This window comes from Virgibacillus dokdonensis (assembly GCF_900166595.1).
Taxonomy (GTDB): domain Bacteria; phylum Bacillota; class Bacilli; order Bacillales; family Amphibacillaceae; genus Virgibacillus; species Virgibacillus dokdonensis.
The window spans coordinates 1373245-1388705 of record NZ_LT745763.1 but is presented as its reverse complement, the minus strand read 5'-3'; the positions used below and the strand labels follow the sequence as shown (position 1 = coordinate 1388705).

Annotated in this window: 20 protein-coding genes and 1 tRNA gene; 4 read left to right on the top strand and 17 right to left on the bottom strand. The window is 40.0% G+C overall.

Going from position 1 to position 15461, the window contains the following annotated elements:
* Window positions 1-125: 125 nt before the first annotated feature.
* A complete protein-coding gene (locus B2C77_RS08015; RefSeq protein WP_077703148.1) occupies window positions 126-2282 on the top strand; it encodes an RNA degradosome polyphosphate kinase in 2157 nt (718 codons plus the stop codon).
* A 159-nt stretch (window positions 2283-2441) separates the two neighbouring features.
* Here the strand turns inward: B2C77_RS08015 and B2C77_RS08010 are convergent, their stop codons facing one another.
* The 16 genes from B2C77_RS08010 to B2C77_RS21610 all read right to left on the bottom strand — a co-directional run bounded on the left by B2C77_RS08010 (window position 2442) and on the right by B2C77_RS21610 (window position 12472).
* Window positions 2442-2933, bottom strand: coding sequence for a MepB family protein (locus tag B2C77_RS08010; protein WP_101933718.1), 492 nt, complete (start codon window positions 2931-2933; stop codon window positions 2442-2444).
* A gap of 186 nt (window positions 2934-3119) precedes the next feature.
* Window positions 3120-3192: transfer RNA gene (locus B2C77_RS08005), tRNA-Val, on the bottom strand.
* A 147-nt stretch (window positions 3193-3339) separates the two neighbouring features.
* A complete protein-coding gene (locus B2C77_RS08000) occupies window positions 3340-4095 on the bottom strand; it encodes a hypothetical protein (RefSeq protein ID WP_077703146.1) in 756 nt (251 codons plus the stop codon).
* A gap of 277 nt (window positions 4096-4372) precedes the next feature.
* Window positions 4373-6682 carry a phage tail tape measure protein gene (locus tag B2C77_RS07995; RefSeq protein ID WP_176087296.1) on the bottom strand — a complete coding sequence of 770 codons (2310 nt, stop codon included), beginning with the start codon at window positions 6680-6682 and terminating at the stop codon, window positions 4373-4375.
* 98 nt (window positions 6683-6780) lie between these two features.
* A complete protein-coding gene (locus tag B2C77_RS07990) occupies window positions 6781-7092 on the bottom strand; it encodes a hypothetical protein (RefSeq protein ID WP_077703144.1) in 312 nt (103 codons plus the stop codon).
* A gap of 21 nt (window positions 7093-7113) precedes the next feature.
* Window positions 7114-7236, bottom strand: coding sequence for a hypothetical protein (locus B2C77_RS22350; protein ID WP_257790345.1), 123 nt, complete (start codon window positions 7234-7236; stop codon window positions 7114-7116).
* A gap of 46 nt (window positions 7237-7282) precedes the next feature.
* Window positions 7283-7960 carry a hypothetical protein gene (locus B2C77_RS07985; RefSeq protein ID WP_077703143.1) on the bottom strand — a complete coding sequence of 226 codons (678 nt, stop codon included), beginning with the start codon at window positions 7958-7960 and terminating at the stop codon, window positions 7283-7285.
* Window positions 7953-8420 carry a hypothetical protein gene (locus B2C77_RS07980; protein WP_077703142.1) on the bottom strand — a complete coding sequence of 156 codons (468 nt, stop codon included), beginning with the start codon at window positions 8418-8420 and terminating at the stop codon, window positions 7953-7955. The genes B2C77_RS07985 and B2C77_RS07980 overlap by 8 nt, the downstream gene beginning before the upstream one ends.
* Before the next feature lie 45 nt (window positions 8421-8465).
* Window positions 8466-8843 (bottom strand): hypothetical protein, encoded by a 378-nt coding sequence (locus B2C77_RS07975; protein WP_077703141.1) that lies wholly within the window; start codon window positions 8841-8843, stop codon window positions 8466-8468.
* Between the two features lie 18 nt (window positions 8844-8861).
* Window positions 8862-9086: a hypothetical protein gene (locus tag B2C77_RS07970; RefSeq protein ID WP_077703140.1), complete on the bottom strand. Its 225-nt coding sequence runs from the start codon at window positions 9084-9086 to the stop codon at window positions 8862-8864.
* Window positions 9079-9492, bottom strand: a complete 414-nt coding sequence (locus B2C77_RS07965) for a hypothetical protein (protein WP_237342718.1) — start codon at window positions 9490-9492, stop codon at window positions 9079-9081. The genes B2C77_RS07970 and B2C77_RS07965 overlap by 8 nt, the downstream gene beginning before the upstream one ends.
* Window positions 9493-9517: 25 nt before the next feature.
* The gene (locus B2C77_RS07960; protein ID WP_077703138.1) at window positions 9518-10468 is read right to left on the bottom strand and encodes a hypothetical protein; all 951 of its coding nucleotides are present in this window, start codon (window positions 10466-10468) and stop codon (window positions 9518-9520) included.
* Window positions 10458-10691: a helix-turn-helix domain-containing protein gene (locus B2C77_RS07955; protein ID WP_077703137.1), complete on the bottom strand. Its 234-nt coding sequence runs from the start codon at window positions 10689-10691 to the stop codon at window positions 10458-10460. Before B2C77_RS07955 ends, B2C77_RS07960 begins: the two co-directional genes overlap by 11 nt.
* A 1024-nt stretch (window positions 10692-11715) precedes the next feature.
* Window positions 11716-11943: a hypothetical protein gene (locus B2C77_RS07950; protein ID WP_077703136.1), complete on the bottom strand. Its 228-nt coding sequence runs from the start codon at window positions 11941-11943 to the stop codon at window positions 11716-11718.
* A gap of 2 nt (window positions 11944-11945) precedes the next feature.
* Window positions 11946-12242 (bottom strand): hypothetical protein, encoded by a 297-nt coding sequence (locus B2C77_RS07945; RefSeq protein ID WP_077703135.1) that lies wholly within the window; start codon window positions 12240-12242, stop codon window positions 11946-11948.
* Entirely contained in the window at window positions 12236-12472 is a 237-nt protein-coding gene (locus B2C77_RS21610; protein ID WP_176087295.1) for a hypothetical protein, read from the bottom strand. Before B2C77_RS21610 ends, B2C77_RS07945 begins: the two co-directional genes overlap by 7 nt.
* Before the next feature lie 249 nt (window positions 12473-12721).
* On the opposite strand from B2C77_RS21610, the gene B2C77_RS07935 reads away from it, so the two are divergent.
* Together B2C77_RS07935 and B2C77_RS21605 are read left to right on the top strand one after the other, a co-directional pair.
* Window positions 12722-12940 (top strand): helix-turn-helix domain-containing protein, encoded by a 219-nt coding sequence (locus tag B2C77_RS07935; RefSeq protein ID WP_077703133.1) that lies wholly within the window; start codon window positions 12722-12724, stop codon window positions 12938-12940.
* 334 nt (window positions 12941-13274) lie between these two features.
* On the top strand, window positions 13275-13703 hold the full coding sequence (locus B2C77_RS21605; RefSeq protein WP_176087294.1) for a hypothetical protein: 429 nt from the start codon (window positions 13275-13277) through the stop codon (window positions 13701-13703).
* Window positions 13704-14009: 306 nt separating this feature from the next.
* Here B2C77_RS21605 and B2C77_RS07925 read toward each other — a convergent pair whose 3' ends face one another.
* Window positions 14010-14549: a DUF3102 domain-containing protein gene (locus B2C77_RS07925; protein ID WP_303046197.1), complete on the bottom strand. Its 540-nt coding sequence runs from the start codon at window positions 14547-14549 to the stop codon at window positions 14010-14012.
* Between the two features lie 96 nt (window positions 14550-14645).
* Here B2C77_RS07925 and B2C77_RS07920 point away from each other — a divergent pair, with 96 nt between their 5' ends.
* Window positions 14646-15332 (top strand): Rv1352/Rv1906c domain-containing protein, encoded by a 687-nt coding sequence (locus B2C77_RS07920; protein WP_077703131.1) that lies wholly within the window; start codon window positions 14646-14648, stop codon window positions 15330-15332.
* Window positions 15333-15461 lie beyond the last annotated feature (129 nt).

Sequence of the window (15461 nt, the reverse complement as noted above, 5' to 3'; positions counted from 1 at the left end):
GTTGCTCCAAAAACAACGTCTATTATTTGAAACTTTTCCAATATCGTACGTCGCAAAACGAAAATCTTTAAAGAAACTTGAATATAAATTTACAAGTCCTTAATACTTATAATGTAGCATGGAAAATGAAGAAATCGTATAGGGGTAAGGAGAGATTGCAATTGAGCGAAAACAGAAAACGCCTAGGAGATCCTAAATATTATAACAACCGCGAACTTAGTTGGCTAGCATTTAATGAGCGTGTGTTACAAGAAGCGTTGGATCAGCGAAACCCCTTGCTAGAACGATGTAAATTTTTAGCTATATTCAGTTCCAATTTAGATGAGTTTTTTATGGTTCGTGTTGCAGGACTAAAAGATCAAGTAGAAGCTGGATTTAACAAACCTGAAAATAAAGCAGGCTTAACACCAAAAGAACAGCTGGCAGCTATTTCCAAGAAAAACCACCAGCTAGTTGACATGCAATCCTCTACTTTCAAGCATGTGCTATTGCCAATGTTAGCGGATGAAAACATTACATTCCTAACCATGGATGACCTCGATCAACAAATGAAGTTAAACATGGAACGATACTTTGATGATCAAGTCTTCCCTGTGTTAACCCCTATGGCAGTGGATGCCTATCGCCCATTCCCTATGTTGGCAAATAAAAGCATTAATCTTGCCGTATTATTAGAAGATGAACGTGCTAAAAATGATATTGTGGAACTTGAAGAAGTTGTTAAAACTGCTATTGTTCAAGTGCCTTCCGTATTAAAACGTTTTATTAAGGTAGATATTCCAGATTCTAACATCACCTATTTTATTATGCTTGAAGACATTATTAGCCATTTCATTTACAAATTATTTGCCGGTTATAAAGTTATCTCTGTAACAGAATTTCGAATTACCCGGAACGCTGATATGACAATTCATGAAGAAGGAGCTCGAGATTTATTAAAAGAAATTGAAAAAGAATTGAAAAAGCGAAAATGGGGAGCCGCTGTTCGACTAGAAGTGAAACGAAAACAATATGACCCTAACATGTTAAATTTTCTGTTGTCCGTATTGGAGATTCATTATAAAGATGTGTACGAAATGGATGGTCCCATCGATTTGACCTTTTTATTCAGTTTTCACAAGTCCCTTGAACCTACGCATGAGCATTTAGTGTATGAAACATTAATCCCCCAACCACCGCAGGATATGGGAGATTCTGAAGATTTGTATGAGCTAGCAAAAGAACGGGATTTATTTTTTCACCATCCTTATGAATCCTTCGAACCAATCGTTGATTTTGTATCCGATGCAGCTGATGACCCTGACGTATTAGCAATTAAACAAACATTGTATAGAGTAAGCGGAGATTCACCTGTTATAGAGGGTTTAAAAAGAGCTGCAGAACAAGGAAAGCAAGTAACCGTGCTCGTTGAATTAAAAGCGCGCTTTGATGAAGAAAATAATGTCCAGTGGGCAAAGGAATTGGAAAAAGCCGGATGTCATGTTATTTACGGTATGACTTATTTAAAAACACATAGTAAAATTACACTCGTGGTGAGAAGAAGAAATAATCAAATTGAACAATTTGTTCATTTGGGCACAGGAAATTATAATGATCAAACCGCTAAAATTTATACAGATATGGGGATTATTACGTCCAAGCGCGAATTTGGTATTGATGCAACTAACTTCTTCAATTACTTAAGTGGCTATGCAGAAAAACCATTGTTTCATCAATTATCCATGGCCCCATTTGATATGAAAACAGATTTTTTGTCCGATATAGATATAGAAATGGAGAACCATAAGAAATACGGGGATGGATATATTATTTTTAAAATGAATTCTTTAACGGATAAAGATTTGATTATGAAAATGTATGAAGCTTCCTGTGCTGGAGTTAACATTGATCTAATCGTTCGTGGTATTTGTTGCTTACGCCCACAAATACCAGGTGTCAGCGAAAATATACGCGTCATTAGTATTGTAGGTCGTTTCCTGGAACATACTCGCATATATTATTTTCGTCATCATCAAAATAGCAAAATGTATCTTTCTTCTGCCGATTTGATGACGAGAAATATGGAGAAACGTGTGGAGCTACTTTTTCCAATTATTGATGGCAACATAAAACAAAGATTATACGAAATATTGCAAATTATAAGTAATGACAATGTAAAAGCTCGCATGCAAGATCAAAATGGCATATATCATTATGTAGAAAAGGCAGACGAAGCCCCGAAAATAGATAGTCAAATGGAGCTATTCAAAAGAGCTTACATGGTTAAAGAAGACGAGGAATAACGAGCAATTCAATCAGAGGGAATACATATTCTATCCCCTCTGATTGCTATTTATGTCTAAGTGGTAGTGTTTTATATTTGTTTACGTTGCTTGTCGCGGTCATTCCGCTAAATTTTTTTAAAATACAATACGTGACGGAGCAATTAATTTACTAACATTTTAAGAGAAATACAAATCTGTTAGTCTTGCAATATCCACTGCTTTTGAAACATCAATAAAATATTTCATTTGCCATTTTTGAGATTTTTCCGCAGAGCTATTTAGCTCCTGCTCCCAAGAAGGATAAACTCGCATTGCCATTTTTCCTTTGGACGTTTCACTACGCAACACGCCTTTTTGAAGTAATACTAATTTCGGAAAAATGAATTGACCCTTCCGTTCATTATCTATTACCGAAATAACGATCTTGTTAGGACTTTCATCATAAGAATAAGCTTGATTGTGATTATTTATATCTTTTTCCCAAAACGCTACAAAATACCCCTTTTTCTTTGGGGTTAATTTAGCCAAACGACTCCGATATGTATGTTCAAACACACTAAAACTACACCCTTTATATTCAGAATTCTGTTTTTCCTCCGTTATGGATGTAATTTCATGCTCTCCCATACACGACAGTAAGGTGTTAGTTAATTTTATTGATTTCTCCATCACTTACCTCCATGATTTCATATTTGAAAATCTCTTTCCCGATGTTTGTTTAACCTAATCATGCCATTTAGTTAAAACTTACAAAGTGATAAGATCAAGGCAGATTAATATTTAATTCTATGGAAAAAAGATAAACTATAGCATACAAAAAACGCTCGATACCTTCGTACCAAGCGTTCTGAGGTATGATTCCGATTGGGCTCGAACCAACGACCTCCACCCTGTCAAGGTGGCGCTCTCCCAGCTGAGCTACGGAATCATAGAATCAATACGGTATAAACGTTGTTATAACGAACTTCCTTAGCGGTAAGTCATTCGGTATGTCACACGATCATATCTCGTATTATATCAGTAGTTCCGCAACCTTGCAAGAGTTTTCGACATAAAAAAACGGACAGCCCGGAAATTACTCCGAAAACTCATCGCGCATGAAGAATGAGTCTGCAACGATTTCATAATCTTGGTCGAGGAAATTATCGTAGTTTATTTTTTCAAACGTTTTGCGCTTTAAAATAACTTTAGTGATAACGTCGTCCGAAGTGTTGCCGTACTTGTCTATCGTCCCTAACTGCCAAAATAAACCGACCTCTGCGACTCTATCGTCTTTAAAAAGACTTTGAAATACGTCAGACGACTTCATTAAAATACCTCTACCGATCATTTTTAACGTGAAATTATCGTCCGCGTTTAAATATAAGTTGACGACTCTGTCTTTGTCGTTATTCTCAGTATACACGTAATCAATTAAACTAACTTTGTCTATACGCTTTTTATCTGTATTTGATTCTTCACCTATCTCGTCATTTACTGTCTTGATAACCCACTTCTCTAAATCGTCTGTAGAAGGTTTTTTCTTAGTTTCTTCTGTTTTACTATCTTTTTGGGGTATATCTTTTTCCTTTAATTCCTTTTCTCCCTTTTTAGTATCCGTGTTTTTCTCTACTTCTTTTCCTTCATTTTTGCTGGTTTCTCCCTCGACATTTTCCTTTTCCTCGGACATTATGTCGTCCATATCCACCGCACCAGTAGCTAGACCGACAGACGTTACTAATATAGATAGCACAACAATAATTACGGAAGGTACTACAGTAACACCGACAAAAACTACTCCTATCTTTTTTATACTTGTCAGATTTTTAAACCACTCTCTTATTTTCTTCATTCAACATCCCCCTATTTGCCACCATTTGCTTAATTTATAAGTATTTTCGCATAATAACCTATTTTTGGCAAAAAAAAAAAGAGGACGCCCCCCTCATTATAGGAACGCCCTCACATACTTACTTTTACATAAAACTTCCCCTAAAACTCCGCGCCCATCTACGTTATTTACGATAAAATACGTACCCTTCGCGGAATCCGTAAAGGACTCCGCAAGGTTGACGCCATTAAACGTCATGTTTTCTGGACTTTTGATCAATATACCGCCTCCTTTCTTACTACAAGGAAACCCTGCCTATTCTTTCTTTACGAGACTTAAATTCCGATGCGTAAGGCTCTACTAATTCACCGACTGTATGTCCGTCTAATTTGACGATCATCTGCTTCTGCCTGCGGAGTTCGTCCCGTATCTCCGCCAATAGTGCGTTTTGCTCGCCGTCTCTCTCAAACGTACCAGACGCCTGCATTTCCGCCTGTAAGCGTGACGTAGCTTGGCGTGAGTAGTTGCGTAGGTTTGACGTGTCAAAGCCGGCTAGTTTTGGCTGGGCTGGCGTTGCTGCTTCGGATAATCTTGACGCCATTTTTTGGATATTCGCTATTTCTGCGTCCATTCCGACGATTAAACCTTTGCCGATCATTTTTCCGACTTCGTCGCGCATGACGCGGGATGGGGAAGCTACTTTGAAAAACTTTTTGAAAGTCCTTTTAACGCTTTCACCTATCGACTCGACTGTATCTGTTACTTGTTTTTTCATACTTGTGAACCCTTTTATTAATCCTTTAAGTATGTCTTTACCTATTTCCATTAAATCAATATTTTTGAAGAAATCCTCAATATTGTGCCAAATATCTTCCCCAATACCTTTTATCGCTTCCCAAGCACCTTCCCAATCTCCTTTCATTATTGACATTCCGGCGTCAATAAGACCTACTACAATATCAATCGCAGAACCTACTACCGTCTCTATAACTCCCCATGCTACCTTAACAACACCTGATATTACAGGCCAAACCGTTTCAAACAACCCTTTAATAAATGACATGCCCACGGACACTACGCCCTTCACGATTTCAAACGATGTGGAAATACCAGCCGCAATCGCCTCGCCATGTTTATCCCATAAACCTTGAAACTTAGCTAGTTGTTCGCCCGCAAACGAAACCACCTCGTTAACTATCGTCGTAATGATTTCCCGCACAAACTCAAACGCAATTTGTACGCCTGTCTTAATCGCCTCCCATGTCGAATTGACTAAATTCTTAAACCAGTCGAACTCATTATAAGCCCACACTACAATTCCGATTATGGCGGTTACTGCTGCTATCACTCCGCCTACTATCGCTATTATCTTCGCTAGTGCTACTGACGTAAGACCAACGGCAGTAGCTACAGCCGTAAACCCGATCATCATTTGACCGACTACAGCGATTACTATTCCAATTCCCGCGGCAAGTGCAGCGAGAACAGTTCCGATGATAACGCCAAACGAAATAAACATTTGAAACGTCTGATTTGTGTTTGCAAACCATTCGGCTAATCGCCCCATTGCGTCAATTACCGGAGTTATACCCTCAATCATAAGAGATAGTGCTTCCATTAACGGCGTTCCGATTAAAATAGCAATATCTTGTATCTTGTTCCACAAAACCTCAGCTTTTGAGGCAAATGTTTCGTATCTCTTAGCCGCTTCTTCTGTTAACGCACTGTTTTCCTGCCAAGCTGATGTTCCCGTTTTTAATGCGTCACTAAAGACGTTAGTAGCCTCTGACGCCCTTAATAGCGAGTCTCTAACGATAATTTCGTTTAGACCGAGGTCTTTTAACATGCCGACTGTGTTACCGCCTTCTTGGTTCATTGAGTCTAATCCCTTTAAAAACGATAATACTGCCCCCGCTGCGTCCTTTTCGAATGATTTTGTAAATTCGTCTGTAGACATTCCCGCAACTTTAGCGAAGTTTTCTAATGACTCGCCGCCTTCCATAGTCGCCGTTTTCATGTTTAGGAAAACTCGAGAAAATGCGCTACCTCCGGCTTCTGCCGTAAGTCCCAAACTCGATAGAGACGCGGCAAACGAAAGTACCTCCGACTCTGATAATCCGATTTGCTTACCTGCTCCAGCTAATCGCATACCCATAGCGGTAACCTCGCTTTCAGTTACGGCAAAATTATTACCGAGGTCCACAATAACCGAACCTAAACGGTCAGCATCGCTTAATGACGTTCCCATAATGTTCGAAAACCTAGCGATTGAAGTCGCCGCTTCTTCTGCAGATAAGTTCGTCGTATTTCCTAAATCTACCATTGTTCGCGTAAAGTCGAGCAAGTCTTTCTTGCTTACACCTAGTTGTCCCGATACCTCCGCTACTTTTGCGATTTCTTCTGTACTTGCTGGAAGTTCTTTCGCCATGTCACGAATTCCTTTGGCTAACTTCGCAAAGTCTTGTTCCGAACCTGATAGCACCTTCTCAACTCCGGCGAACGCCGACTCAAAGTCACTTGCCGCCTTTACTGTCGCACCGATTGCCACCACTCCGCCTGTTGCAATTGCTCCAAACGCTGTAGCTGCCGTTGTGCCTATCGTACTCATCCTATCGCCGAACGAACTCATATCTCGAGCGGCTCGGTTTAGCCCGGAAGTAAAGTCCGATATATCTGCTCCTATTTTTACCAGTACATCTCCGACCATTAGCTATCAACGCGCCTTGCGTACTCATTGGCGAGGTCCTGCGACTTTTGTAAATGTGTATCATGTTTTTTGCGGTCACCCTTAGCGCCCGCTTGTAGGGCTTTCCGTAGTTCCTGCATTGCTTCACGTAACATTGAGAAGTGCTGTCGATCCTCTGCGCTTAGTTTTAAGTTTTTAAGCTTTAACTCAGCTTGCACAACTAAAAAAGCCGCTCTCTCATATGTGAGGCGACTTGGCTTAGTAGTTATCATATGTTCAACCTTATTATTGCAACTAACCACTATATCTTGTATGTCTTTTTTGTTGTTCAAATTGACCCCTCCCCCAATCGCTTATAAAAAGCTGTAAATAAAGTTTAATCCAATTGCCATTAATCCTACTGCTGCTAACAACATGCCTACTAAAATGACGGTTGCAAATGTGTAGCTAAATACCTTAGCAAACTTATTTTTCAACTTTTACCACCTCCTTAAATAAAAAAGAGAGGCATCAGCCCCTCCGTTAGTTAATTTCTCTTTCCGGTCGCACACTCCCGCGCGTAATTATACCGCGTTTATATGCTCTGCTAACCTCTACATCAACCACTCCATAAAAATTATCACCATCCGACGGGAACCTAAAGGGGTATAAAATCGGCACGCTTGGTCGTTGCACGTTTGTATTTTCCTGCCTCACTGCCTGCACCGTATCAAAAAATATCCCTCCCTCTACGTCTAGTTCAAATTGTCGATAACCAACAAGCGCCTTTAAATACTCGTACTTAGCGTCCTCAATTCGCTTTTTAACGGTGTCAAAGTGCTGTGCTATCGCGTCTTGCGCTTCTTGTTTTGCGAGGTGAACCGCTTGCCTTGCCGTTGCATTGGCGTCAGATGAACCCGATCTAAACGCCCTATCTTTACGACCCTGTGCGCCTTGTAAATCGAGTTGTAGATCGGCAATTTTACGACGCAACTGCCGTTCCTTTTCTTCGTTTGCTTCGCTTGGATCAGCAAGGGTATCGTCCATTGCGCGCTCTAATTGCTGATGGGCTTGCGATAACTCCGCTTGCACTTTTTCCGCCTGTTCTTGCGCTTGCTTGCGGCGTTCTTCGATTTTCCGCTGTTGGTGATGGTACTTTGCGATTAAGTCCTTTAGTTCCTGCGATTTTTCAACTTTTACAGTTCTTACGTCTTTACTCATACGTTAAATCCTCTCCCTTTAGTTTTTTAATTAAGCGTTGGAACCTGTATAATGCGCTTTTGTGTCGTTCCAATTCCTGCATTCCATTATCGATAACAGCTACGGCTTGGTGTTCTTCCCCGTTTGAGCCTTCAAATTTGTAATCGATAAATCTCTGCAAGAGCCAATTTGTGGAATCACGTAAATATGTATGCTCCGTTTCTTCAATGCCTACGAGTTGATATAAAAACTCGGTCATATTTTTAACAAAAATGAAATTAGCTTTATGTATATCGGTTTGCTTGGCAGTATGTCGGATAATTGCTTGAAACGCTTTAAAGTCGTTCTCGCTGTCGTTACGTTTAATTTTTTTGTCAATAACATGCTCGGTGTAACTCCCCGTGCGGGCGTTTTGGATTAAATAAGCATATATCGACCTCTTACCGTCGCTTGCTTTGTGGATAAAAACATTATACAGCACTAATTGACCTCCTTCGCTTTGTCTTGCAACTCCGCCAGCAATTTATTAGCCCAGTTCTTCTTGCCATTCATCTTTTTTCTGCCGTTCAGGTCTTTGTAACTCCGTAGCCTGCCATTCGATTTCTTCCTCGAACAAATCGTACTTCCGTCTAACGCGTCGGCGCTCATGCGTATACACCGCAATGTCCGGTCTAGGCACGCCGAATCGCCGTAAACTATCCACGGTCTGGAATATATTGTCGTAAATGCCTTGCGCTAGCAGCTTATTTCCGCAAGTAATCTCGTACTTGTTTTCGTCCAGCACCGTTAAAACTACGTCGTTATCAATTAATGGCGTGCTGTTCCCGTTTTTATCCGTTTTGATTAACGACTCAAACGGCGGGTAGTTTTTTACATACGTATGTTGCTTGGATATGCAGTACATTCGCTTACCCCCTCCGACTTAATATGGCTTTACCTTACATTCAAACATTCGTTCTGCTGGGCGTCGTTGCTCGCTTGGTATCTTAAAATGGACGCCGATTAATCTGCCGTTTTTGAAGTAGTCGGCAGTGATACGCCAGTCATGCTTGTATCGCTTAATCCTCCGTATCAAATCACGATCTTCCGTATACCCCGCAAGCCAGCCCGGTTCCTGTCGCCATAACTCATTACTGCTGTTACTCACTCGCCTCGCCTGCTTCTAATGCTTGAATACGTGTGTTAATCGTCAATAACTCCGCTGCTTGCCGTCCGCTACCTGCTCCGCCTTTGTATTCGGCTTTTTTGTCGTCGTAAAGTTGCTGTAATTGAGCGACGGACATGCCTTCGTAGGGATCGGCGGGCTTGGTTGCTTCGTGGTCTCCGTTTCTAATTTCGGTTGCTAACCGGATTACATCTCGTTTAGCTTCGTGATATTCGCTATCCGTTACCTTGCGATAAGGGCGAAAAGTACTGTCGTAGTGCATTACCTTTTCCTTTGCGTCTAATAGGTTACGTTCTAGTTCTTTCCGTTTTTCTGTCCAATTGTTTTCGTTTGTCATTGTAAAAATCCTCTCTTTTGTAAAATTGAATATAAAAAACGCCGTTACCACCTGCTTACTAAGTAACTAGCGTTTATTATCTAAATAATATTTTTATCGCATCCAAATGCTTGCCATTCCCTGCATAAATTACCGCTGGATTAACAACTACTTTCTTTTTCCGGGAGTCTCTTTCAACCGAGAAAAAACCGAATACAGATACATTGTCTAGTTTTATCTCACGCAACGCTCGGATTAATTTTCTGTGGTCTGCATACCCTAGTTTTTGTGCTAATTCTGCTAATGTCATAGGTATAATTTTTTCTTGCTGTACCTCGTCTGGATTATGGCAAATGATGTTATAGTTAAAATTCACATACGGTAAAATTTCATAGACTACACTTAGTTTTTTAATACTTCGACCATTGAACATGTTATACAAGTCCCGGATTGTTTTTCGAAATATTCGCGTGTACTGTAAATTTTTAGTTTGTTCCGGTGCGTTACTAAGATCACCTCGGTAAAACAATGAAGGATCGACCATTAAACCTGTTTCAGATTCCGTCAATATTCCATTTTTTATTAACGTCTTATAAAAAGTTGCATAAGCATTGCGGCTCATTCCTAACAACTCCCCTAGTTTTTTCTTATTTATCGGTCTGCCGTTATCGTATACAAGGTGATTAGTTTGCCAGCTTACGTATGTACCAATAAACATTAACCTAGCTAAGTCTGACTTACTTAAAAACGGAAATCTATCATTCATTGATCTATATGCTTCAAAAAACGCAAACACAAATCCACCGTGTGCTGTTTGATGTTCGGCTAAGTGGTCAACCGTCTGCTTGCCTTTAATTACTTCGCCGTTAATTTTAGGCTCGACATGTAATTTATCGGTAATTATTTCGCCAGTTTCTGAATCAATTGCAACTCCGTCTTGCATGATAAAATCTTGCGTCATTTTTACGATTTGTTTCCTCGTATTAGGATGTAAGTCCTTATACGCCTGCTGTTCAGCTTTAAAATCGCGATAATTATTAGTTGTCATTCGCCATTATCCTTTCTGTGTCCATTTGTATGCAAAAATATGTAAATTCGGGGCAAGTGAGATCAAACTTACGTAGAATCTTTGCCTTAGTTGCGTCGGTAACGTAAGTAAATCCGGCCTCAATCTTGGCAACGGTAGATGGGGCAACTCCGATTAATTCCGCAAATTCTCGTTGGGTTAAGCCGGAGTACATACGCAATAACTTTAATTGTCTGTTAGTCATCTATAAAACCTCCTTTAAATTTAGTATCTTTTTTTAATTTGTTGTAAAAAACTTCTCAAAATATAAAAAATATAGGAAAGTAATAGGCAACCTCCAAACCTAAAACCTTCCTTTTATCTACCCTTTCGGCATTTATATAGACAACTAAAAGCTAAAAATGGCGTAAAAATAAACTAAATCCTCTACCACCCTATAGACCAAGTAAACGGCAAAAATGGCGTAAAAAATTACACCTATTAAAGTGACTAAATTGTTAAAAGTGACCATTTACTAATAATTAAATCCTCTAACACCCTCTAAGCCAACTAAACGGAAAAAGTATCTAATAAAACTAAAATTGTCACAAAAACTTTACATTCCAGTAATTTGTTTTTATTACATTAAAAAATAGGTACCATTTTGTGTGCATTATCGAAAAAATAGGTACCATTTTGTGTGCAAATTAAAATCCTGATCACCTTCAAAAAACACCCCTATATCAATGTTTTTCTCTGTTTTACTTCGATTTTCGTATTTGCTTACTCATCTTCTATATCAGTCCCACTTACGTTAAAAGATACTCCGAAAAATACATAGTACATATACCGCCGAAAAAGGTTGGCAACAACATGCGTTTTATATGTCCGCCATGTATTTGCGTCATGTATATACGTTATCTAAAAACCTACGTCTTGTAAGAAAATCACTTACAAGCCGGGCTATATATTATTTAATCTGTTTCCGAAAATAAGTAACTCCGATAAAGTAATATAAGTACTGGACGATACAAGGCTTTTGCAAAAAAGACTTGGGGGCAAATGAAACGTAGTGGAAATGCCCCATAACTACACGTAATTTCCGATATCATTGCTTACGCACTCGCCCGACCGGACTCAACCTTTTCTGCGTTTATTAAGACAACTAAACGGTAAAAAGTAACTAATAAAATTAAAATTGTCACAAAAACTTTACAAACGAGTGCGTAAGCCCCTCACTATTACTTATTGCCGCATTAATCTCCAAAAGTGATACAATTATTTTAGACTTACGCAACCAACACGCCCGCACTTAATATCCTATCGACTTGTTCTTGCGTAACTTCCTGCGCCATTAGCTTAAAGTCGGTCGATTTCCCCGGGAAAAACTCCGTAAACTGCTGCGGTGACATATTAATCCATCCGACTTGTTCTGCGCCCTCCCCCTCGAATAAATACACGTTGAACCAGCCTACCACCGTCTTTTTAACCACTACTTGCGCCGTTTCTTTTTTCATTTTTAATTCTCCCCTTCCGAATTTTTTGAGTGACTTAACGCTTTGTAAAAACGTTCTTCTGCTTCAGTCCAACCGTGCCGAAATAAATCCCATAATGGCATTAACTGTAAAGAGGCATCCTTTACTTTCTGCCGTTGCTCTAGTAACTCCTGCATTTCCTCGGCTGTCCGGCGAATGTCCCCACGTTTTCCTAGTCCGTTTAGCCTGCGATCAATCAAGCTGTTTTGCTTGCGATAGTAATCAAAATCTTCGTTTATTTTCTCGCGTAATTTGTTTAACTGATTGTAATAATTTAGCATGTGTATCCGCCCCCTAAACGTTTAGCGTATTCCTTTAAACAATCGAGTGAACAGACGATATACCCTTGCGACTCAACTTCGCTAATTTCGTGCCAAGCCTTATTAACGTCTGGTATTTCTGCGTTGCAATAAGAACAATGAACAGTCGGCGATGTGCTAACGGGGTTGCTTACGTCATGCAACAACCGACTTGCTTCCGACGCTAACTCCTTTTCGGTGGATTGAGTCATCAGCTTTTTTAATGCGAGTTGTAGAATGGCTACTTCGTTATAGTCCGCCGTAATTGTTACTGTACCTTTGTTGCTGTTGTTTATAGTTTTCATATTTGAATCGCCCTTTCTTGATTACGATATATTCGGTTTATCCGAATCGATAACTCAATTATAAATTCGGTTTAACCGAATGTCAACATAAATTTTACGGTTTAACCGAATTAATATATAATTTCATTAAAGAACATAATAAGGAGAGTATTATAAATGAGAGTGAAATTACATATTCAGGAAATATTGAAAAGAGAAGGTGTAACTCAACTGGAACTTGCTAAAAGGTTAGAACTCAGTCCGTCGACTGTTAATGACATGTGCAAGAAGGACATAAAAAGAGTTAATACTGAAACTATTGCTAAAATTGCAGAAATGTTTGATATAGAGGATATAAACGAAATAATGTCGTTGGAAAAAGCGGAAAACGAGTAGCAGATTTTCGTTAAAATAAGCGCATTTAAGGCGTTTTGTTTGTCGTGGGTATTAATACATTCGAATGAAAAAGAAACGTCTGTGCGCCTTTTATTTCGTTAAAAAGCTGTCAGTTACACACGTTTTTGTACGTTGGTATACTTTAATCGGTTGTAAGCGCCAAATTGGAGGTGATTACGAAGCTAGTCCTCCTATTTTGGGAGAACGATGACGCTCAAAAAGTTGGGTACGTACACAAATACGACGACGTCGTCGCTTTTGACTAGCGGTAAAATATTTGAAATGTTGTCGCTACCTAAGGAGATAGATCGGCAAGTGGTTGGAAAGCATAGATATGACCAGAGATTATGCAGGAAGGTTTATTCGTATATACGAGGAATTAGGTAACTCAAATTACGTCTCGGGACGCAATTTAGGAATAAAAGCTTTGTATGAGATAGCTCAAATTCCTGTAAAAGAACGAGAAAAAGAACATACTCTTTCAAGTGGGGATGCTAAAACGGTTGATGAAATGACGGTAAGTTCCCGACGTCGGAAAGACGTCTTTCCGACATATTGGAATAAACGCACTCTATCTTATCACAACCCTACCGGAAATGATTCGGGTCGAATCAAACCACACACACGCAAGCAAATAGCTTACCCATGTGGGTACGTTCCCACGCTCGCATCACTTACTGAATGGATTTATTTGCGTTGCTCCTATCCACAATCAGCGGCGTTCCTAAATGGTGCAACGTTGCCCTTTTCGACGCCTCATTAAAGGCGGAGTTGCGGACAACCATTTCTCGTCGGCTGGCGTGGAATCTGCGGATGGTTTTGCGATTTCGTACGTTAATGAGACGGGTAGGTCTTCGATTAGCGCCTGCTCCGGTTCTTGACAATTTGTCAATAACTCGAATCGTTGGATCAACCGGCTAACCTGTTTTGGAGTGAATCCGATTGACTGGTACCACGACATAAATACACCGTCAGTACTTCCCTGTCTCCGCAATCTCCGTGAGACGGGCTGGTATTCCGAATTTCGGATTAGCAAGTCCCCACCTCCTTATTTTGCGACGTCGCAAATTTACCGTCCTAAATGTCCTAACGTTAGGACATATGCCCACGCATAAGGTGTGTCGAATGACCGATCGCGGAGCTCAGGCGATTCTTTTTGTACTTCGATATATTCCGTCCGCACTTCGGGCTTCTTGTTTGCGTATTCCTCGAGTCGTTCCCGTTCCTTGCGTTCGAGTTCGGCTCGTTCCTCCGCTTTCTTTAAGTCCGCCTTGAGTTGTCGTAACTCGCGCACCGTCATTTCGGCGGGGGTTTTCTGTTCGCCTTTTGACGTGGTGTGTTCGGATTCTCGTTGTTCGGGTGGGAGCGTGGCTATTTCGTATAGCCGCGATACACCGATTTGACACGACGTCGTGTCATTTGTCCCTAATTCCTCGAAAACTACTATGAACCTATCTGCTTGCTGTCTAGTAATACCTATCTCGTTTTTACACCATTTCGACCATTCCCCGTGTGCCAAGTCGTTTTCTTTTACGTGTTTCAACCGCCTACCAATCTCGAAAATTGCTTCGCCTGCCACCTGTTTATAGGCGTTTATTTCAGCAGTTATTATATTGATGTCGGATGAAAGTTCTTTCTATAGAAATATTATCCATAAAATGATAACATTGTCTTAGTAAATTCAGATTAATAAGGGGAGTTAATTATGTCAGAAAAAGTGAAGAAACCGATATTTAAAAGATGGTGGTTTTGGGTATTAGCGGTAATAATAATTCTAGGGGGAATAGGATCTTTGGTTGAAGAAACACCAGAGAAAGCGGACGACGACCAAGAAGTTAATGCAGAAAAAGACACAAAGGAAGAACCAAAAGCAGAGAAGAAAGAAAAAGAAAAACCTAAAAAAGAAGAAAATCCGAAAACTAAAGCTATAGAAGCAGGCACATATAAAGTAGGCAGCGACATCGACCCGGGCGAATACTTAGTGTTTGCCGACAGCATGGGATACATAGAAAATGCAAAGGACAGTAAAGGTCAAGTAGAAAGCATCATATTTAACGCTAATTTAACTAGCGGATCACACCATTATGTCACTTTAAACGACGGAAACTATTTTAAAATGCAAGGCGCTGAAATGTACCCGGTAGATAAAGCACCTAATGTTAAACCGGATGACGGAGTTTACAAAGACGGTATGTACAAGGTGGGAAAAGACATCGACCCCGGCGAATATAAAGTCACGCTAGAAAGTGGTATGGGATATTATGAGGTAGCTAAAAATAGTGCAGGCGGAGTAAACAACATCATTACTAATGAAAACGTACAGGCTGATACTTATATTACAATAGAAGATGGACAATATATAAAATTGCAAGGCGTTACATTAACCAAATAAAGTATAGCCCTGTCCTTAGTCGGATGGGGTTTTATTATGTCTCGTCGTCAACTTCCGGCTCCTCGTCTTTCTTCATCTGCGTGTAGTTTCCGTCAAAGACTAATTCGAACAAGTCCGGTCGGCTTTTAA